This window comes from Paenibacillus sp. FSL F4-0097 (assembly GCF_038593125.1).
GTDB lineage: Bacteria > Bacillota > Bacilli > Paenibacillales > Paenibacillaceae > Paenibacillus_AQ > Paenibacillus_AQ odorifer.
This window is the reverse complement of record NZ_CP151965.1, coordinates 4,975,837-4,995,771: the sequence shown is the minus strand read 5'-3', so window position 1 is coordinate 4,995,771 and position 19,935 is coordinate 4,975,837. Positions and strand designations below refer to the sequence as shown.

The following is a 19,935-nucleotide window of genomic DNA, read 5'->3' as shown; positions in this document are numbered from 1 at the left end:
AGGATGTTCTTGTAAGCAGTTACATAGTCACTGGTTATTAAGCGAGTGATGCCCAACACATTTATAGGAGGGTCTAAATGAAAAAGAAATTATTATCTGCATTCATCATCACATCGATGGCGTTATCATTGGCCGCTTGCGGCGGAAATGCGAAAACCAATAATGCAGGAGCGACTAATGCACCCGATGCTGGTGGAAATTCAAAGCCTGCAGCAGAGAAGGTTACCCTGAAGCTGAGCACCTGGCAGACAGAAGCCAAAGCGAAATGGAGCACGATTATCACGGAGTTTGAGAAGACGCATCCCGATATTCATGTGGAAGTAGATTTGCTGAATGAAAAAGGTGATTCGGTTGCCTCTATGCAGAAGCTGGATTTGATGGCGGCTGCGAGCGATCCGCTGGATATTGTCGAACTGCCTTATACCAACTATTCACAGCGTGCAGATATCGGGTTATTGGAACCGATGGATGACTATATTCAGAAGGAAGGTTATAAGCTCGCAGATGAATATCTGGTGGACACTACGGTCAATGGCAAAATCTATGCGTTACCGTCTTCCATGCAGCGCTGGTTCGTGCTCCTTAACAAAGAAATGTTAGATGAAGCAGGCCTTCCGGTTCCGACAGATTGGACATGGGCGGATTTCGAAGAGTATGCCAAGAAATTGACCAAGGGCGAGGGCGCAACGAAACGTTTTGGCGCGTATCTGCATAATTGGCCGGATTATTTCCAGCTCCAACTGATGAGCAAGTCTACGGATAATACTTTTCTAAAAGCTGATGGAACCTCCAATGCACTTGACCCGCAATTTAAGGCTAATCTGCAGATGATGAAGAAAATGATGTACGAAGATAAGAGTGCCACTCCTTATGAGGATATTATTTCGCAAAAACTAGCTTACCGGAATCAGTATTTTAACGGTTTAGCAGCGATGCTTCCGATGGGCGACTGGATGGTTGCGGAATCGGGTGGAACGGATGCCATTCCGGCAACCTTTGTTACCGCGTTTGCGCCGATTCCCCGACTTGAGAGTGAGAGCAAACACTACTCACCCGTACAGCCGACCTACATGGGAATAGCCGCTAAATCCAAGCATAAGGAGGCTGCCTATACCTTTGTGCGCTGGTATACCTCAGAAGGACTTGAAATCGGTGGACGCGTTTTCTCTGGCTGGGCCAAATCGGATACGAACAAATTAGTGGATACAATTGTGAGTGGTTCTAAGGATGCCTCTAAGATTGATGTCGATTCTCTGAAATATACGATGGAGAACTCGACACCTGGTGCAACGCAAGTTCCGGCTAAATATGCGGATGAAGCTAAGAACAACGTTATTCCAGAAGCGGAGATGTATCTCCTAGGCCAACAGGATCTGGATGTCACAGTTGCCAATATCGATAAAAAAATAACGGAAGTTGTTCAGAACAATAGCGGAAAGTAAGCGGAGGCTGATTGTACGCTTTTCAAAGGGGGCTTATAATGTGGGGGCAGGAAAGCATTTCTGCCTCCTGCTCCAAATTCAAACAGATGTGGGGCCTGTAATCCGTGTTTAGAAAGCATCAATCCCTCCGTAAGAAACTTGTCTGGTCATCGCTGATCTGCGTCCTGATCCCGCTGATCTGCATTTACATGGTTACTGATTATTTGACCCGGGATCTCATTCTGGAGAAAGCGGTTGGTAGCGCAAGAGAATCTTTAAATGCAGCCAGCGCCAATATGAATGCCATATTTGAACAGACACTGGAACAGTCCAACTTTGTGCTCCAGAACAGCGAGATCAGGCAGATGATGTCTGCCGATTCAGAGTCGCTCCGTGCACCAAAGCAGATCATTCAGTATAACCGTATGTCGCGGATGCTGGATGATATGTTTGTTTTAACAGAATATTTGAAGGTGACGTTAATCGGAAAAAATGGTCTTATTTATACCAGCTATCCTTACAGTGACTTTAACCCGAAAAATTTCTACAACAAGAATTGGACATCGTTGCTGAAACAAATTCAACCCATCTCGACTTATTGGAGAGCGGAGCACGATACGTACTACAATTATTCTGATAAAGGCTCAGCTGATTGGGTAACCATTGCAAGGCCGATTCAATCGACCTCTAGCAGTACCATCGGATATTTAATTATTAATATCAATGAGCGCAAGCTCCGTCCTTATCTAAATAACGATAATGATAAAGAGATGATGCTTTTGGATGACAAGGGAACTGTAGTTTCCCATGCTGATAAGGCCCGAATCGGAGAGACGATGACGTGGTTGAAAAAGGATGGCGAGCTTGACACTGTGGAAATCGACGGAGAAAAGTTTTTATATGTTGATCAGGAGCTGAGCAGCAACAAATGGCGGATGGTCAGCATTATCCCGCTGAAGGCAGCCTTGTCAAAAAATAAGCAGATTTTATTTATCAGCCTGGCGGTGCAGATTCTTTTCTTTACCTTGTTTTCCGTTCTCTTAACCGTTCTAATCTCAAAGCTGACTCAGCCTATCGTAAAATTAAGCGCTTTTGTAAAGCGAATAGGTCGTGGTCAGTTAGATGAACGTTCGTTCATTCGAGGGAATAATGAGGCAGCACAGCTCGCCCGCACCATTGACCAGATGCTGGATCGGATCGAGTCTATGATTGAACAAATCACTTATGAACAGACGGGAAAAAGAAAAGCCGAACTAGAGATGCTACAAGCGCAGATCAATCCACATTTTATGTTTAATCTGCTGAATTCGATTCGCTTAAATATTCTGATGCAAGGCGATCGGGAGAATGCTGAGTTGATTGGTTCGCTGTCGTCTTTGCTCCGTATGACCTTTAACAGGGACAATGAGTTTATCCCGCTTTGTGAGGAGACAGATACGATATCGCATTATGTCACTTTAATGAATTTCCGCCATGCCAATCAGGTCAGGCTGGAAATGAATTTAGCGGACGGGAGCGCTGAAGCACTGGTGCCTCGATTTATGATTCAGCCCATGATCGAGAATGCCATCATCCATGGCTTCGAGCAGTTTGGTGGCGAGATTTTTATTGAAGCTCGTATTGTTGCAACTACGGGAAGCTTGGTTATCACCATTAAGGATAATGGGATCGGGATGTCACCGGAAAATTTAACAAGACTTCGTGAAACCGCATACAGCAGCGAACAAATTACAGAGGAGGACAGAAAAGGGTTCTCCGGCATAGGTTTACGCAATGTGGCCCAACGCCTCAGTATGATTTATGGCGCTTCTTTTAAGCTGAATATTCAAAGTGAACCTGATGTGGGCACGGAGATTTGTCTGGAGTTTCCTCTGAATTACGGAAAGGTGGGTGTGGAGAATGCTGACGGCAATATTGGTGGATGATGACTATCCGGTTATCCGTTATTTGTCGCAGGCCGTACCTTGGAGCGAGCTCGGTATTGAACTCACCGGATGTTATTATAGCGGTCTCGAGGCTTGGGAAAAAGCACAGCAGAGTCCACCAGATCTCATTATTACCGATATTGGCATGCCCAAGATGAACGGGCTGGAGATGCTGGAGCTATTCAGAGCTGTGCAGCCCGGAATCCGTGCGATTATTCTCTCCTGCCACAACGAATTCAAATACGCCCAGCAAGCGCTGAAATTAAACGTAGGAGAATATATTTTAAAGGAATCACTGGATATTGAGCAGTTACAGCAAGCGATTAGAACCCTTGTGGCGGAAGTGGGACTGAATAGGCAGCAGCATACGGAGATGCTGGTTTATAAGCAAAAGCAGTCTCAAAATCGCGCCGCGCTGAAGGAAAAGTTTCTAAAAGATACCTTGTATCAATCCTGGGACAAGGGGACTTGGATCGAGCAGGCCCGCTCAAACGGAATTATGATCCATGCCAAAAACTATATCCCGCTGGTTATTGTAATTGACCGTCCAGAGGAAGCTTCAAGGGTGCGCCGGATGAGTGAATATACGATTTCTTTTGCGGTTGAGAATATTATGCAGGAAGTGCTTGAGGCTGATCACAGTCTGTTTATTTCGAGATACAGCCATAAGGAGATTGTCATTCTCTTTTGTAGCGACCAGCCTTCCAAAGATCACCAGGCAATCTATCACTCCATTCAAAATGCAGCCTCTGCGGTTCAGAAATATCTTAAACTCTCTGTCTCTTGCTTATTTGGCGCTGAGGCGCGCAGTCCTGAGGAAATTCGCGGAACATTGCAGCGGATGCTGAGGGAGAAAATACAGCGCTTTTATCTCCCTGCGGCGGGAATCCACCGTTTTGAAGAAGTCTGCTTTTCCGGAGAAGATATTTATGCTGAATATGGAACCTTATACGCTGTTATCAATGATGATATTGCCTTGAACAGGAACACGGAGCTTCGCGTTCATGTAAAGGAATGGAGAGAATGGGTGGCCTCGCAAAAATTCCATCCGAATGAAGTCAAGGAATGTGTGCTTCGCTTGCTGATGGACTTGCAGATGAAGACGAAACAGCTTCTGCAATCTCCATTGCCTATAACCGAAGAAAAGCTATTTAGCGTGGTTGGTGACATTGAAACTCTGGAGCATTTGGAACAATGGCTGGTGCAGTACTTAGAGGAATTAGCGCGGAAAATAAGTATGTTCTCCATCAAGTCTAAACGGAGTGAGGTCATCAAAGCCCAGCAGTTCGTGATTAGTCATGTGACAGAGAAAATAACACTGGAGGACATGGCAGGCCGCCTTAACTTAAATGCCAGTTATTTCAGCCGCTTATTCAAACGGGAAACAAACCAGAACTTCATTGAATATGTAAATATGCTAAAGCTTCAGAAGGCAAAGGAGCTGCTTAACCAATCTGAAAAGACAGTGGAAGAGATCTCCGAGTATCTGGGATATGCCAACAAAAGTTATTTCATCAAGCTGTTTAAACGGGAAATGGGCATGAGGCCTAGTGAATATGCGGCTTGGCATTAAGTGTGGACAGGAGGAAACATTGCTGTGGAAATAAAGGGCACTAGAAATGAATTACAGATGTTCCTAAATGAACTATATACTCCACTGGAGAGCAGATTTACCTCTGGTTGTGCAGGAATTAATATGGGCGCTACAGGATCGATTTACAATGAGGCTACGGCGCTTATGGAAGCTTTCGCCCGTCCTCTATGGGGCCTTGTTCCCCATGCCAGCGGTGGAGGGGAAAGTGCACTTTGGCCGATGTTTCTGGAAGGGATCATCAACGGAACAGACCCGGAGCATGAAGAATATTGGGGGCGATTTACTACCAAAGATCAGCGTATGGTAGAGCAGGCCGTGTTGGGATTGGGGCTTGCTCTTGCACCACATAAAATGTGGGAGCCGCTGAGCGACACGCAGAAAATGAATGTATATAACTGGCTGAATCAGATTAATCATGTGGATCGTTCCAATCCGAATAACTGGCTGATGTTCACGGTTCTTGTGAATGTGGGCTTCAAGAAAGTCGGATTACCTTATGATCAGAGCATAATGGATGATTATCTAGCGCAGATCGATAATTACTATCTTGGTGACGGTTGGTATTCCGATGGATTGACCGATCAGAGGGATTATTATATTGCTTTTGCTATGCATTATTATACGCTGATATACGCTAAGCTGATGGCGGATGATGATCCTCAGAGAGCTGCTGTTTATCGGGAAAGATCCGCACGATTTGCCGAGGATTTCATTTATTGGTTCGCTGAGGACGGAAGTGCACTTCCTTTTGGTCGTAGCCTGACCTATCGTTTTGCACAGGTTTCTTTCTGGAGTGCGCTGGTGTATGCAGAAGTGGTTCCTTTTTCATATGGCGTTCTTAAAGGAATCATTATGCGTCATTTTCGTTGGTGGTTTGAACAACCTATTATGGGATTAGACGGACTGCTTAGCATCGGATATGCTTATCCGAATCTAGTCATGACAGAGAGCTACAACGCCCCCGGATCTCCGTATTGGGCCTTTAAAGCTATGCTTATTCTTGCCTTGCCAGATGATCATCCTTTTTGGCAGGCGGAGGAAGAGCCGCTGCCTATTTTGAAAGAGGTACGGGCTCTCCAAGAGGCGCGTATGCTAGTGAGTCGCCCGGAAGCAAATCGGCATGTTATTGCCTATACCTCTGGCCAGATGGCTAACTTTGATATGGCCCATAGCGCAGCCAAATATTCTAAATTTGCATATTCCACTCTGTTTGGCTTTAGTGTCCCGAAAGCGGGTTACGGGTTGGTTCAAGGCGCTTACGATTCTACACTCGCACTATGCGAATGTGATGAACACTATCGGGTACGCAGATTCTGCGAGACCTGGGAAATCGGAGACAGCTATGTATATTCCCGCTGGCATCCCTGGAGTGATGTACACGTGGAGACATGGATTATTCCGGCAGGTCTATGGCATGTTCGTGTTCACAGCATTCATACTGCCCGGCGGCTGGATGTAGCGGAGGGTGGATTTGCCATTGGCCAGTCAGCTGGCTTCTCGCACAGTGAACGGGAAACCATTAAGGTATCAAACACTGCTGTTTCGGTGCAGCTGCCCTGGGGAATCAGTGCCATACATAGGCTAAGCGGCTTTGATCGGGGAGAGTGCGTACATCCCGAGCCGAATACCAATCTGCTGAAGCCGCGGACACTTCTTCCGAGCTTGTGCTCCAGACTGGAACCGGGAGATCAAGTATTGATATCTGCTGTCTTCGGAGCGACGAATACTCCGGAGAACCAGGCAAGTCTTTCTTCACCACCGCTTATTCAATGGCACTCGGACGGAAGGGTTGCTGTATACGAACCTAGTAACGATACACTTTTGCATACTGTTGATTTAAGGGAAGGGAGAAACAAAGATGTGGAATAAGGCTATTGAGGATGCGATTCACAAAGTTGGGAGCAATATTGCTAACCATCCGGGCAAACTGCCTCATATCGCTGAGGGGCAACAGTACGAATGGGGAGACAACGACGACTGGATAGAGGGTTTCTATGTTGGGATGATGTGGCTTGCTTATGAATATAGTAAGGATTCATGCTATAAGGAGGCGGCAGCCTCTTGGTTAGGGGACTTCAAGCATCGTCTGGATCAGCACATTGCCCTGGACCATCATGATATTGGTTTCTTGTATACACTGACTGCAGTAGCGGAGTGGAAAATAACGGGCAGCGAAGCGGCGCGAGCTGTCGGCCTGCAAGCTGCGGACACGCTGTGCAAGCGCTGGCGTGAACCAGCAGGGATTCTTCAGGCCTGGGGACTGGAGAGTGACCCGGAGAATGCGGGACGTATTATTATTGACTGCTTGATGAATTTACCTCTATTGTTCTGGGCAGCGGAGGAAACAGGAGATAAGCGCTATTATGAAATAGCGCTCGAACATGCGTTTAAGAGCCGGAAATTTCTTGTGCGTGGGGATGCCTCCTCTTACCATACTTTTTATTTTGATCCGGCTACCGGAAATGCAATTCGTGGAGGAACACATCAAGGTTATGAGGACGGATCGACCTGGACACGGGGTCAAGCTTGGGGAATATACGGTTTTGCTCTGGCGTATCGCTATACGCAGAATGAGGATTTTCTTAAGACCTCTAAGAGCCTAGCGGATTATTTTATCAGCCATCTACCGGAGGACAGTGTGGCTTATTGGGATTTCGATGTGCCAGTGGGAGCGGATACCCCTCGCGACAGCTCGGCTTCGGCGATTGCTGCGGCCGGTCTTTTGGAACTGCTCGATCACCTAGGCGTAGATGATCCGGACCGGGCCATTTATGAAGTTGCTTTACACCGTAGCATGAAATCCCTAGTGGAACATTATGCGACATCTGGAAATCCGGAAGCAGAGGGACTTTTAGAGCATGGTTCTTATCATGTGAGAGGTGGACGTGTGCCTGATGGTCATATGATTTGGGGAGATTATTATTATTTGGAAGCGTTGATCCGCTTGCAGACTGGCATCCGAGGCTATTGGTAGTGGGATGTTAGAATGTGGAAAGGTTTAGCCTATAGAAAAAGGAAACTGCTAAGACTAATCTCTTAGCGGTTTTCTTTTTTTTGTGGACTACTATACAAGAAATTTAAAACGTAGTTATTTACTTGGAATAGTATGAATAAAATCATATCACCACACGTAAGGTTTAATGTAAGATTTTGATAATTATTAGAAATTAAGAAAAGGGGATCGGGTTACTCAGATATGAATTTAGACTGGAAGTTTATCTATGAGAGTTTGCCGCTTTATAGTGAGGCGATGTGGCTGACAGTGAAGCTAGCGTTGTTAGCTATTGTCTTCTCACTCCTTATTGGCTTACTGTTCAGTATCGTCTTGTACTATAAAGTCAAAATCGTTAGTGATGTTATTAAGATCTACATTGAGCTTTCACGGAACACCCCTTTACTTGTGCAGCTCTTTTTTCTTTACTATGGCTTACCTAAGATCGGAATTCACTTTAGTGAGATGACCTGTGCGATTGTAGGCATGACATTTTTGGGCGGGAGCTATATGACGGAGGCTTTTCGTGGTGGGTTCGAGGCAGTTAGCCAATCGCAGATTGAATCAGGTCAGAGCATTGGACTGTCTAAGCTGCAGCTGATCAGATATGTTATTTTTCCCCAAGCCTTTGCGATAAGTATTCCTTCTTTAGGGGCAAATGCGATCTTTCTTCTGAAGGAGACCTCTATTGTAGGTGCCATTGCTTTAATGGATTTGATGAATGTGGCAAAAGACTTGATCGGCATGCATTACAAAACAGCGGAGTCTCTGCTCCTTCTGGTACTCGCCTATTTTGTGTTAGTCCTGCCCTTATCGCTTTTATTGACTTGGGTGGAAAGGAAGGTGAGATATGCAGAATTCGGGGATTGAGGTGCTTTTTGAAGGTTCTAATTTCGAACGATTATTAGGGGGCTTACTTGTAACGATTGAAATTTCATTCCTCTCTATTGGAATCGGTACGTTATTAGGTATCCTTATGGGATTGCTCCGGACGCTGGGATCGAGGCCTTTAAGGTTTATATTACGTCTTTATTTGGAGACCTTTAGAATTATTCCGATTCTAGTGTGGCTGTATGTAGTACATTTCAGTTTCTCTCCATTACTTCATATCGATATCAGCGGGGAGGCTACCTCTATATTGGTGTTCAGCTTATGGGGAGCTGCGGAGATTGGGGATCTTGTTCGTGGAGCTTTGCAATCTATGCCAAAACATCAGGTGGAATCTGCCAGGGCGCTAGGTCTGAGCAGCAGTCAACTTTATCGGCATATTTTGATTCCGCAGGCTGTACGCAGAATGCTGCCGGGAATGATTAATCTTGCCACACGAATGATCAAGACAACATCACTGGTGGTGCTGATTGGAGTGATTGAGGTGGTAAAGATCGGGCAGCAGATTATTGAACTCGGCGTGATAAAAGCGCCCACCGCTTCCTTCTGGGTATACGGCTTTATCTTTATATTATATTTTTCTGTATGTTTTCCGTTATCCAGACTTTCGAAAAAAGTTGAAAGCAGATGGCAAAATTAAGGCTTAGGAAGGAACGGTTGTAATGGCAGATTCCGGAGAACTCCTGCTGGAGGTTACACAATTACACAAATATTTTGGAGAGCGAAAGGTTCTGGACGGCATTGAATTGCAGGTGGCAAAAGGAGAAGTAATCGTTATTCTCGGTCCCTCTGGCTGTGGAAAAAGTACGTTCCTGCGTTGTCTTAACGGTTTGGAGCCGGTTCAGGAAGGGGCGATACAATATCGTGGGCAGAACCTTGCGGGGGCTGCTGTAGATTGGCGTGAAGTTAGGCAGCATATCGGAATGGTCTTTCAAAATTATGAGTTATTCCCGCATATGACGGTTATGGATAACATTCTTTTAGGTCCTCTGAAAGTACAAAAGAGAGAGCTCAAAGAAGCAACGCAGCAAGCGGAACAGCTCTTAGAGCGGGTTGGGCTGCTTGAGCGTAAACTTGACTATCCACGGCAGCTTTCCGGTGGACAAAAGCAGAGAATAGCTATAGTAAGAGCTTTATGTATGAATCCGGAGATTATGTTATTTGATGAAGTGACGGCATCCTTGGATCCGGAAATGGTTCGGGAAGTGCTTGATGTGATCTTAGGGCTTGCTCAGCAAGGAATGACGATGATCATCGTGACTCATGAAATGGGGTTTGCCAGATCGGTTGGGGATCGGATCGTGTTTATGGATCAAGGCAAGATATGTGAGATCGCTGCCCCGCAACAATTTTTTACCCACCCTGCGACAGAACGTGCCCAGCATTTTCTGGATATATTTCAGTACGAAAAATTATAGAAATAGGAGAGGAAGAGAAATGAAGAAAAGTTTGAAATGGCTAACGATGCTGGTAGGTGTAAGTATATTATTGATGGGATTGGCTGCTTGCGGCAATAGTTCGGATAACAATGGAAACTCAGCATCTTCTAAATTCACTTCTATTGAACAGCTAAAGAAGAAAGGGAAGATTAAGATCGGCGTATTTGCAGACAAACCACCTTTTGGTTATGTGGACGCTGAGGGTAAAAACCAAGGGTTTGATGTGTATATTGCCAAACGCTTTGCCAAGGATCTGCTGGGGGATGAATCGAAGGTTGAATTTGTGTTAGTTGATGCTGCCAGCCGCGTGGCTTATCTTGAATCGGGTAAGGTTGATATCATTATGGCTAACTTTACGGTCACCGAGGAAAGAAAAGAAAAAGTGGATTTTGCTAATCCGTACATGAAATTATCCTTTGGGATCGTATCCCCAGACAGTGCTCCAATCACTTCCATTGATCAATTAAAAGGGAACAAGCAAAAGCTCATTGTAGCTAAAGGTACGACAGCGGAAACCTATTTTACCAAAGAATATCCGGATATTGAATTGCTCAAATTTGATCAGTACACCGAGATTTTTGCAGCGCTTAAAGATGGTCGGGGGGCGGCAATTGCTAACGATAATACAGAACTCATTGCCTGGGCTAAATCGAATCCTGGATTTACGGTCAGCATTCCTGCTTTCGGGGGTCAGGATACAATTGCTCCAGCAGTGGCAAAGGGGAATAAGGAATTATTGGACTGGATTAATACAGAACTTGATACCCTTGGTAAAGAACAATTTATCCATCAAGCCTATAAAGAAACCTTAAATGAAATTTACGGTGAAGGATATACCGATGAGCTTGTTGTTGAAGGCGGGAAAATCCAGTAACAGATTAGGAATAACATTGCGGGGGCATCTGAGAAGATGCCTTTTCTGCTGATAGACTATTGCAATTTCTATAATGCCGAGTATAATACTGGGTATACAAAGAATAAGGAGTCGGTGAAAATGTCTGTCGATGATTATCTGGATCTTCTAAACTACGCCAAAGCAATTAACGATGGACAGTGGCAAGCTGACATCATAGACCGTTTGAATAAGCTGAGTAAGGCTTCTCATGCTGAGACAACAGAACAAAGTGTGAACGAGCTGTGGATTCAATTCGACGATATAAATGCAATATTAATGGATTTATTTAATAAGCTGAGAGAAAGTGTGGATCCAGTAGAGCAGTATCGGTGGAAAGAGAAAATCTGGGAGTTAAAGCAGGAACGGATTAATCTATCGAAGAAGATTCAGAGTAGATATATCAGGATATAATTTAAGCCCACATTGTGATAAAAAAGAAAATAAAAAAAGGCATGCAGTTAGTCTGCTCTGCCAAACTTACGATGGTCTATAGGCTACTTAGACATTTGCATTCCTTCGCGCATCATTGTCATACACATAGTCATCATTTCATCGCAGTCCTGCATTTTTTTCATCATCATATCCATGTTCATATCCATCATGCCCATTTCAGACATTTTTTCCATGCCCATCTTCATACAGTTCATCTTAGACATCATATCATCCATACACATGTTCATCATCATTTCCATACACATCTTGTCCATTTTTAATTCCTCCCTTCTTTTAAATTACCTTTCTTCCATAAAATACTATACAATTTCGGAACAATCAACGCTAGATTTGATATTTTACTAACTTATTTTTCTTATTTGTCGTAATTATGTATATCCTTACCATGTGGATGTTATTAATCAGAATACTTAATTGCGGATCGGTGACTATTGGCTAGATTGCCTCAGGTCAGCGTTTTTTTTGCGTTCTACAGAGTGAGGAATTAACGAGCTGGATCATCACTCTGGGATAAACGAGAAGACACTGCCATAGGTCCCTGTAAATACGGGCTGACCGAATTTTTGTGTCCATTCCTTGAGTAGCTTATATGAGACCTTTTTGCTCGTAATTACATAATCGGGATGATCGTAATTAACGATCTCGGGAAGGTATTCAGAGAATCCGTGCATCGAGCGTTCAAAAGCAGTCCAACCCAATACGCCAAGAGAATCTTTTGTCACGAAGGGATCTTGTCTGCCATCACATAACACAGCTCCCCCTCGGAACATGACATAGCCGGATGAACCGTAGTGGGCGAGAACTTTGGGACGTGTACCTTCAGGTGTATGCTGCAGAATATAGTCCATTTCATCTACAGGATATTTTTTAGCGTCAATAACTGGTGGTACAAGGAATAGATAAGCAATGTTTAGCAGCAGACCAACTGCCAGTAACCCTCGTAATGTACTTTGTCGGACTAGAATACCTGTTTTGGTGAACTCAGGAAGCGCATCAAAAAATACAGCCGCAAAATAGGGAATGAACAGCCACATAAACAGGTTTTGCTTGAAGTTTGATACACCGAGGTATAGAATCCCAAGCATAAGAAAAAAACGGAACGGTTTACGCTGGAGTGCAAAAGGAAGTGTGCAGGCAAAGAACAAAAGCAACAGTAGAATGGGCAAATTATCCAAGCTATTGAACCGAATCGGCTGCCATTCATTAATCAGCAGGTTAAAGTTCTTTTTCGTTACTGTCAAAATAAACAAGAGGCTTTTTACGCCGCCTGGATTTAGAATGCCAACTAACCAGATGAGACCGAAGACTATAATTTTACGCTCATTCAGCGTTTTTTGGATCAATGATTCAAGCAAGGCCATCCCTGTAAATACAGCAATTACAAGCCATACTCCTGCATGGAAATTGGCAATGCCAATAGAAAGGGCAATCATCGCAGCGGCATATTTCTTTTGAGCACTCATTTGATATTCACGCAAATATACGAAAAACCAGACAATCATAAACGAAGAGATCATCTGTGGACGGCCTTTGAAATAATTATAATAAATCCAGCAAGAAATTAGCAGCACAAAAGGGAGCAGGAGAACATGGTCTTCCGGAAGTCCCAGTTCTTTGCGTGAAACCTTACCCAGCCGAAGCAATCCGAGCACTAAAAAGAACAAGCATACAGCGGTCAAAATATACACACCCGGCCATCCAAACGCTGCATAAAGCGGGGCAACGAGCAGCTGGAATCCGAATTCATGAGGGACGTAGGGCAGCTTATTTCCGTAAAAAGTATGTATGGCATGATGTAGAACTTGTCCGTGCTCGATCATATATTGTCCTAGCTCTATATGCCAGAAGGTATCGGGATCATTGTAAGAAAATTTAGGGAACATCAGCAAGATAGCGGCTATAACGAATATGCCGTACAATAGTTTGTGTATATTGAATTTCACCATTATTTTGTTTCCTTTCTTATATAATAGAAAATTTATGAAGCGGAGTGAACACTCATGCATCAACTATTTGCGTGGATATCTGAATCCGCGCTTCACCTTGTTAATTCTATGGGCATTTGGGGCATATGGTTAGGGATGATTCTAGAGAGTGCCTGTATTCCCATTCCCAGCGAAGTGATTATGCTCAGCGGTGGCTGGCTGATTGCGCAAGGTTCGCTTACTTTTATGGAAGTTGCTGTTGCTGGGATATTCGGAAACCTACTGGGTTCCATCATTGCCTATTATATTGGTAAGGCTGGTGGACGCCGGTTATTAGAGAAATACGGAAAATATATTCTCCTGAATGAGCATCATTTGGAGCAATCGGAGCGTTGGTTCGGGCGTTATGGCGAGAGTACCGTATTTTTTACTCGTATGTTGCCCTTTATTCGTACTTTTATCTCACTGCCCGCAGGGATTGCTGGAATGAAAGCTTGGAGATTCATAACATTTACAGCACTCGGCTGTATCCCGTGGAACTTAGCTTTGATCTATCTGGGATACCGCTTAGGTGACAACTGGGGTATCGTGGAGCAATTTATTCGCCCAATCAGTTATACCATTTGCGGAATCGTGGTGCTTCTTGTGTTGAGATGGTTAGTACGGAGATTTCGTAACCAGACTTAATGCCAACTCTTCGGGTGTTTTCTGCTCGGTGAGCCTCACAGCTTATTATGGATAAATTAAGGTTAGGAACGTCGGTGCTAGAATTAACTGTTATATGTTGAATGTATTCTATATTCAAGATTAATCTACTTATGTCTGGGAGGTTTGAAATGAAGGTCAAACGAATCGTCGCCAATATAAACACGAAGGATATCACGGCAGCTAAATGCTTCTATGAGGATGTGCTCGGTCTTGATTTAATGATGGATCATGGTTGGATTAGAACTTATGGTTTAGACGAGGAGATGAGCATTCAGATTAGTTTTGCCTCACAGGGTGGCTCAGAAACGCCTACGCCTGATCTATCAATTGAAGTCGATGATGTCGATGCTACATTTGAAAGCATGAAGAAAGCTGGATTTCCGATAGAATATGGGCCTGTTGATGAGCCTTGGGGCGTTCGGCGATTCTATGTCCGCGACCCGTTTGGCAAACTTATTAATATTCTTGCACATAGACATTAGAAGAGTGGTCACGGCGTGCAGAAATCTTGATTGTTAAACTGTCGAATAGCGATAGCTAAATGATGACATAGGGGCAGCCGGTCAGGGGATCGGCTGCCTTTGTTCAACTAACGGGCAGTAGAGCGTAATGTCGCTGATACAAAAAACTAACATTACATAGAGTGTTGCTACGAATTGTATGTCTTGGGTAGAGATAGGGCAACCTAATTAATGGAAAATAAGATAACGGAGGAAAAGAGCGCGTGGATTTTTTTAAGAGCCAAGAGTCATTGTCGGCAATAGGGTGGATTTTACGCTCGATTGTCGGATTTGTATTCCTTATAATTGCTGCCAAAATGATGGGTCAGCGTTCAATATCGCAGCTTAGGTTTCTTGATTTCATCATCGCGCTGACGCTGGGAAATATTATTGCGCATCCACTGTCGGACGAGCAACTTGGCCTGAAGGGTTCCATGATTACGACTCTTTCGCTCGTGATCCTATACATAGTCGCGATCTGGCTCAGTTTAAAGATCCCACTGTTAAAACAATTTTTCGATCCTCCAGCGATTACTCTTATTCAGGAAGGGAAGCTTAATTACCGGAACCTATCGAAGGCAAAGTTACCTATTGATTTTTTGTATGCAGAGCTGAGAAAGTCGAGCGTAGAGGATATCTCGAAGGTTGCCTTTGCTTCATGGGAGCCAGGCGGTACTCTTTCTGTCTTCGTAAATACGGCTTATCAGCCTGTAACTCCGGCTGATCTGAAGTTGGCCACACAACCATTTAACCTGACCAAACCGATTATTGTGGATGGCCACATTGAACATGCACTGTTACGCGAAATCGGCAAAAACCGCGAATGGCTGGAAACGGTAATACAGCCCCACTTATTGAACAATGTCATCTTGGCAACCGTAGATAGTAAGCTTACAGTGCAGGTACATGTGGTTGAGGGTCCATAAACGTATGTTTCCTCCGAAAGTGTAATCGCGTAGCCATGAAATTTGAATATATAATACGGTTCACCGTAATGCTTCCAAATACAAAGTACAGTTTGACCACAAAATGTATATCAGTATATAAAGCAAAAAACACTCCTGACAATGGAGTGTTTTTTGTTATTCAAATTTATTTGAGGTCCATGTAGCAATTCCATTCATTGGACATGCAACAACCAGCCAATTATCAAATTCTACTCCCACCTGCCAACATTCATACTTCTCATGAAAACCATTAACAAATAATAGGCTTCCTGATTCCAAGTTTATAATTAAATGTGGAGTAACGTCTCCCAATTTTATATCTGTAATTTTTTCACGTCTCAGCTTTATTATTTGACTGTACTTTTCTTCCTCTGAGACATCTGCAATTTGACTTTCATTACTAGGGTATTGAGAGGGAACTGAATCAAATATAGTCCACTTTGATTCAATGTTCAGGTACAGTTGACCAGCTAAATCATCGAACTCGTTCAGCGAAGTCCCTATTTTCTTTATTCATTCCGTTCCCAGCTCTTTTCATCAACGTATAAGCAAAATTTTTACACCATATCTTGGATTTGTCGGTGTTGGCTTTTCGCTTCAAATTTCACTCCTAAAAAACTCAATTACGACACAAAGGCAGCCAGTCAATGGAGCGGCTGCCTTTGTTTAGCTAACGGAAGGTTAGTTCAAATATGCAGGTGACCTGCGTTTTTATATTAGCGTTTTGGCATTTTGCTCTCATCCATGTACAGCAGATTCCAGCGGTGACCGTCCAGGTCGGCAAATCCTGCGCCGTACATCCAGCCGTCAGTTTCACTTGGCTTGCCAAAGATGTTTCCTCCGGCAGACTCTGCTTTTTGGATAAAGGCATCTACTTCTTCTCTGCTTTCAGCACCAATGGAGAATATTACTTCAGCGCTATGGGAAGTATCTGCGGTCTTTGAACCTGTGAATTTCTCAAACGCCGCATCCGGAAACAGCAGAATTGTTGTTTGGCCTATAACAAGCTTGGCTCTCTCGTTACCAACACTCACCGCTTGGAATCCAATCTCATTGAAAAAGGCAGTTGACCTCTCAACATCTTTGACTGGCAGGTTAATCCAAATCTCCTGTGACATGGCTGTAGCCTCCTAATATATTTTCAACTCTTCCTACTATACTCTACTTCTGGCAGCAGAAGCGATCTCTTTCGCAACTCACCTTTAATTGAAATACTCGATAGTTTTCTCAATAAATGCCCTGGCCGATTTTGTCAGAAAACGGTCGGAACGATGAATGATCTCAAAGTGACGATATGGCGGATCGTCTGTAATTCGGATGCAGCGTAGTGTTGGTTCATTCATCGCTTGGATCAGAGGATAAGGCAGCAATGTTCCTCCGACGTTGGCTTTAACCAAGCTAATAATGGAAGTTGCCGAACTGGTCTCCATGATCGTATTTAAGCTGAAGCCATATTTACGGCAATAGCCATCAACCAATTCTCTGCCTGTAAATCCTTCGGGGAACATTACAGTTTGGATATTACGCAGTTCCTGGATTCCAATTGTGCTTCGTTCAGCCCAATCATGTTTCTCGGAAACGACAAGTACATATTCTTCACTGCACAAAGGAATGCGTACAAGCCGGTCATCAGGAGCGGAAATGATCTCGATCCCGATGTCTACTTCATTATCCAGTACTTGATTCAAGACGTAGATCGAAGAGATAACCTTCAGCTGCACCTTAGGGAATCGCGTATGAAAATTCACGAGTAATGGGGTGAGCCGATAGTCCAGATCGGAAGGGAGAACACCAATTACCAACCGCCCTCGTTGATCATTGCGTAATTCAGCTAACGCATCCTGGGTATTCTGTAAATGCCGAATCATCTGTACACAGTGCTCCAGAAAGAGATTTCCGGCCTGAGTCATCACAATCTTTTTGCCGACTCGGTCAAATAAGGGAACTCCGAGTTCATCCTCGAGCGCGCGTATTTGTTGACTCAACGTAGGCTGAGATATGCCAAGCTTCTCAGCTGCTCGTGTAAAATGAAGCTCCTCACACACAGCAATGAAGTTTTCCATCTGACGAATCTCCATATGAATGACCTCTAATCATTGGTTTTTGTAATCATTTTAATAGAAACTATAGTATTGTTCAATCATTCTAATGATTCTATACTTAATCGTGCACCATCCAAAGATCTGTTATTAACAAATAGGATCATGGGTGAATGCATCGATACTACTACCATGAGGTGATTCATAATGAAACTTTTTTATATCGTCTTGGCGCTTATTCTGGCTTCACTGAATTTACGGCCACCCATTACATCCATTTCTCCTCTCATGAGCACCATTCAGAATGATCTTGGTATAAGCGGGATTACCGCCAGTCTGTTAACCACACTTCCGGTATTATGTATGGGTATATTTGCTCCGTTTTCCGTACGATTAAGCAGAAGGTGGGGAAATGAGGGTGCAATTGTTCTGGCTTTAATCCTCATTGGGTTAGGTACGGGATTACGATGGTTTGTTGGTACAACTCCTTTGATGATGTTCACTTCTTTTCTGTCCGGTGTAGGGATTGCATTGGCAGGGCCGCTGTTGTCCAGCTTCATTAAGCAGTACTTCCCTGACCGAGTGGCATCCATGGTGGGTATTTACTCTACAGCGATGGTGATGGGGGCCAGCATTAGTGTGGGACTATCGGTTCCGCTACAGCATACGCTGGGTGGTTCGTGGAGAGGCTCGTTGGCTGTATGGGCATTACTCGCAGCCATTGCATTGCCGATATGGTTGAGATTAGCCTGGTCTGCGCACGCAGATCGACAATCCGGTAAAATCTCCAGTGTACTTAATGCACCACTTCCGGTGAACAACAAACGTGCCTGGGTGCTGACATTATTCTTCGGGCTGATGGCAGCGATCTTCTATTCATTGACCGCTTGGCTTGCACCAGCAATCCAAAGCCAGGGGTATAGTCAAGAGACGGCCGGCAAAATCCAAACTTTATTTACATTGATATCGCTGCCCTCTACGTTGTTCATTCCCATGCTTGTACATCGTTACCAAAGACGTGTATTCTGGCTTGTCGGGTGTGCATTATTGGAGTTGATGGGTGTCCTGATGCTGAACCTAACCGTTAGCCCCTGGCTCGCGGCGATTCCGCTCGGTATTGGAGCGGGTGGGCTGTTCCCGATTGCACTGATGTTGCCCATTGATGAAACAAGCAGTGCTCAAGAAGCCAGTAGCTGGTCCGCAATGACCCAATCTGGTGGCTACATTCTCGGAGCGCTTGGGCCGCTAGCCATTGGCTGGCTGCACGATGCAACAGGCAGCTTCGTTCAAGCATTTTATGGATTGGCTGTAATCATCGTGCTTCAGATTATCGTTCAAATGGCTATAGGAAATAAAAAAAAGTTCTCCAGCGAGTTATGATAAACCGCAACCTGGTGTATAAAGAAATCTATCAATATGATGAAATCTCCTATTTCTGTTCCGTCTCTTTTTCTAGAGCGTGAGCAATGCTAAGCTCCACAAAGTTCAGCGCTTCGTCGGAAACGGGATATAGTCCTGACTCTGATGTAGGGAGCTTCCTCACTTCCCAAAACTTCTCCATCAATTCCTCGTCTCCATTAAAGGTTTCGTGTGATAGCTTTATTAACTCACAGGCAATGGAATAACCTTCATCAGATTCAGGTGGAACAGATTGTTGTATGCACCACTCAATCCGGCGCAGCAAAGAGGCATATTGCTGAGTGGTCTGGTCATTACTGCTGAGATTGGGTAGTGCATTTTGTAGAAAGGTACTTTCGTCATCGTTGAAGTAATCGATCCATTGTTTAGAAATGGGTTGTACGTTCTGGACCAGATGAGAAACCCGATCCCAGGAGAGTGTACCTTCTAGATCAATCATGTTGATCAAAGAAGTAGTATTTGCAATACTGCCCTGAAGAGAAGCAAGCTGCTCCTGAAGATGATTATGATGTGCGATTAGAATATGACGAAAGGATAGCTTGTCCATTACATTTTGAATGTCTTCAAGCGGTAGTGATAGTGATTTAAGCAACGTTATCTTTTCGAGAGTGAATAAATCTTCTTCTGAATAATAACGGCGGCCGTTATCTTCCTTATAACTCGGTGTAAGTAGACCGATCTGATCGTAATAACGTAGGGTTCGAACCGAAATGTTCCGCTGTTTGGATATTTGTCCTGTTGTCCATCTATTCATGGTTCTTTTTCCTCCCAAAAATAATGCTTGCAGGTG

Annotated in this window: 19 protein-coding genes; 14 read left to right on the top strand and 5 right to left on the bottom strand. The window is 44.2% G+C overall.

All coding sequences use genetic code 11. The features are described from left to right. Nucleotides 1-77: 77 nt before the first annotated feature. The 10 genes from MHH86_RS22505 to MHH86_RS22460 all read left to right on the top strand — a co-directional run bounded on the left by MHH86_RS22505 (nucleotide 78) and on the right by MHH86_RS22460 (nucleotide 11,565). Complete coding sequence (locus MHH86_RS22505; RefSeq protein ID WP_339809607.1) at nucleotides 78-1,442, top strand: extracellular solute-binding protein; 1,365 nt, start codon at nucleotides 78-80, stop codon at nucleotides 1,440-1,442. Nucleotides 1,443-1,546: 104 nt separating this feature from the next. Continuing rightward, complete coding sequence (locus MHH86_RS22500) at nucleotides 1,547-3,346, top strand: sensor histidine kinase (protein ID WP_339809610.1); 1,800 nt, start codon at nucleotides 1,547-1,549, stop codon at nucleotides 3,344-3,346. Next, nucleotides 3,321-4,919 carry a helix-turn-helix domain-containing protein gene (locus MHH86_RS22495; RefSeq protein ID WP_339809612.1) on the top strand — a complete coding sequence of 533 codons (1,599 nt, stop codon included), beginning with the start codon at nucleotides 3,321-3,323 and terminating at the stop codon, nucleotides 4,917-4,919. Before MHH86_RS22500 ends, MHH86_RS22495 begins: the two co-directional genes overlap by 26 nt. 24 nt (nucleotides 4,920-4,943) lie before the next feature. Further along, nucleotides 4,944-6,809: a DUF2264 domain-containing protein gene (locus MHH86_RS22490; protein WP_339809615.1), complete on the top strand. Its 1,866-nt coding sequence runs from the start codon at nucleotides 4,944-4,946 to the stop codon at nucleotides 6,807-6,809. Continuing rightward, nucleotides 6,799-7,914 carry a glycoside hydrolase family 88 protein gene (locus MHH86_RS22485; RefSeq protein WP_076272186.1) on the top strand — a complete coding sequence of 372 codons (1,116 nt, stop codon included), beginning with the start codon at nucleotides 6,799-6,801 and terminating at the stop codon, nucleotides 7,912-7,914. Before MHH86_RS22490 ends, MHH86_RS22485 begins: the two co-directional genes overlap by 11 nt. Nucleotides 7,915-8,136: 222 nt before the next feature. After that, on the top strand, nucleotides 8,137-8,802 hold the full coding sequence (locus MHH86_RS22480; protein WP_339809618.1) for an amino acid ABC transporter permease: 666 nt from the start codon (nucleotides 8,137-8,139) through the stop codon (nucleotides 8,800-8,802). After that, on the top strand, nucleotides 8,783-9,460 hold the full coding sequence (locus tag MHH86_RS22475) for an amino acid ABC transporter permease (RefSeq protein ID WP_036683130.1): 678 nt from the start codon (nucleotides 8,783-8,785) through the stop codon (nucleotides 9,458-9,460). Before MHH86_RS22480 ends, MHH86_RS22475 begins: the two co-directional genes overlap by 20 nt. 22 nt (nucleotides 9,461-9,482) lie before the next feature. After that, a complete protein-coding gene (locus MHH86_RS22470; protein ID WP_038572651.1) occupies nucleotides 9,483-10,238 on the top strand; it encodes an amino acid ABC transporter ATP-binding protein in 756 nt (251 codons plus the stop codon). 19 nt (nucleotides 10,239-10,257) lie between these two features. After that, nucleotides 10,258-11,133, top strand: a complete 876-nt coding sequence (locus MHH86_RS22465) for a cysteine ABC transporter substrate-binding protein (RefSeq protein ID WP_036683125.1) — start codon at nucleotides 10,258-10,260, stop codon at nucleotides 11,131-11,133. A 120-nt stretch (nucleotides 11,134-11,253) separates the two neighbouring features. After that, the gene (locus MHH86_RS22460) at nucleotides 11,254-11,565 is read left to right on the top strand and encodes a hypothetical protein (protein ID WP_036683223.1); all 312 of its coding nucleotides are present in this window, start codon (nucleotides 11,254-11,256) and stop codon (nucleotides 11,563-11,565) included. Nucleotides 11,566-11,648: 83 nt separating this feature from the next. Here MHH86_RS22460 and MHH86_RS22455 read toward each other — a convergent pair whose 3' ends face one another. Together MHH86_RS22455 and MHH86_RS22450 are read right to left on the bottom strand one after the other, a co-directional pair. Continuing rightward, complete coding sequence (locus MHH86_RS22455) at nucleotides 11,649-11,861, bottom strand: hypothetical protein (RefSeq protein ID WP_038572647.1); 213 nt, start codon at nucleotides 11,859-11,861, stop codon at nucleotides 11,649-11,651. 246 nt (nucleotides 11,862-12,107) lie between these two features. Next, entirely contained in the window at nucleotides 12,108-13,553 is a 1,446-nt protein-coding gene (locus tag MHH86_RS22450; RefSeq protein ID WP_339809621.1) for a hypothetical protein, read from the bottom strand. A 54-nt stretch (nucleotides 13,554-13,607) separates the two neighbouring features. On the opposite strand from MHH86_RS22450, the gene MHH86_RS22445 reads away from it, so the two are divergent. From MHH86_RS22445 to MHH86_RS22435, 3 genes are all read left to right on the top strand, one after another. After that, nucleotides 13,608-14,219: a DedA family protein gene (locus tag MHH86_RS22445; protein WP_076272182.1), complete on the top strand. Its 612-nt coding sequence runs from the start codon at nucleotides 13,608-13,610 to the stop codon at nucleotides 14,217-14,219. 149 nt (nucleotides 14,220-14,368) lie between these two features. Next, complete coding sequence (locus MHH86_RS22440) at nucleotides 14,369-14,722, top strand: VOC family protein (RefSeq protein ID WP_036683117.1); 354 nt, start codon at nucleotides 14,369-14,371, stop codon at nucleotides 14,720-14,722. A gap of 242 nt (nucleotides 14,723-14,964) precedes the next feature. Continuing rightward, entirely contained in the window at nucleotides 14,965-15,666 is a 702-nt protein-coding gene (locus MHH86_RS22435; RefSeq protein WP_036683116.1) for a YetF domain-containing protein, read from the top strand. 737 nt (nucleotides 15,667-16,403) lie between these two features. Here MHH86_RS22435 and MHH86_RS22430 read toward each other — a convergent pair. After that, entirely contained in the window at nucleotides 16,404-16,805 is a 402-nt protein-coding gene (locus tag MHH86_RS22430) for a VOC family protein (protein WP_036683113.1), read from the bottom strand. An 84-nt stretch (nucleotides 16,806-16,889) separates the two neighbouring features. Then, nucleotides 16,890-17,750: a LysR family transcriptional regulator gene (locus MHH86_RS22425; protein ID WP_339809623.1), complete on the bottom strand. Its 861-nt coding sequence runs from the start codon at nucleotides 17,748-17,750 to the stop codon at nucleotides 16,890-16,892. Between the two features lie 183 nt (nucleotides 17,751-17,933). Here MHH86_RS22425 and MHH86_RS22420 point away from each other — a divergent pair, with 183 nt between their 5' ends. Beyond that, the gene (locus MHH86_RS22420; protein WP_036683107.1) at nucleotides 17,934-19,106 is read left to right on the top strand and encodes an MFS transporter; all 1,173 of its coding nucleotides are present in this window, start codon (nucleotides 17,934-17,936) and stop codon (nucleotides 19,104-19,106) included. A 49-nt stretch (nucleotides 19,107-19,155) separates the two neighbouring features. Here MHH86_RS22420 and MHH86_RS22415 read toward each other — a convergent pair whose 3' ends face one another. Next, nucleotides 19,156-19,899 carry a MerR family transcriptional regulator gene (locus MHH86_RS22415; protein ID WP_038572641.1) on the bottom strand — a complete coding sequence of 248 codons (744 nt, stop codon included), beginning with the start codon at nucleotides 19,897-19,899 and terminating at the stop codon, nucleotides 19,156-19,158. Nucleotides 19,900-19,935 lie beyond the last annotated feature (36 nt).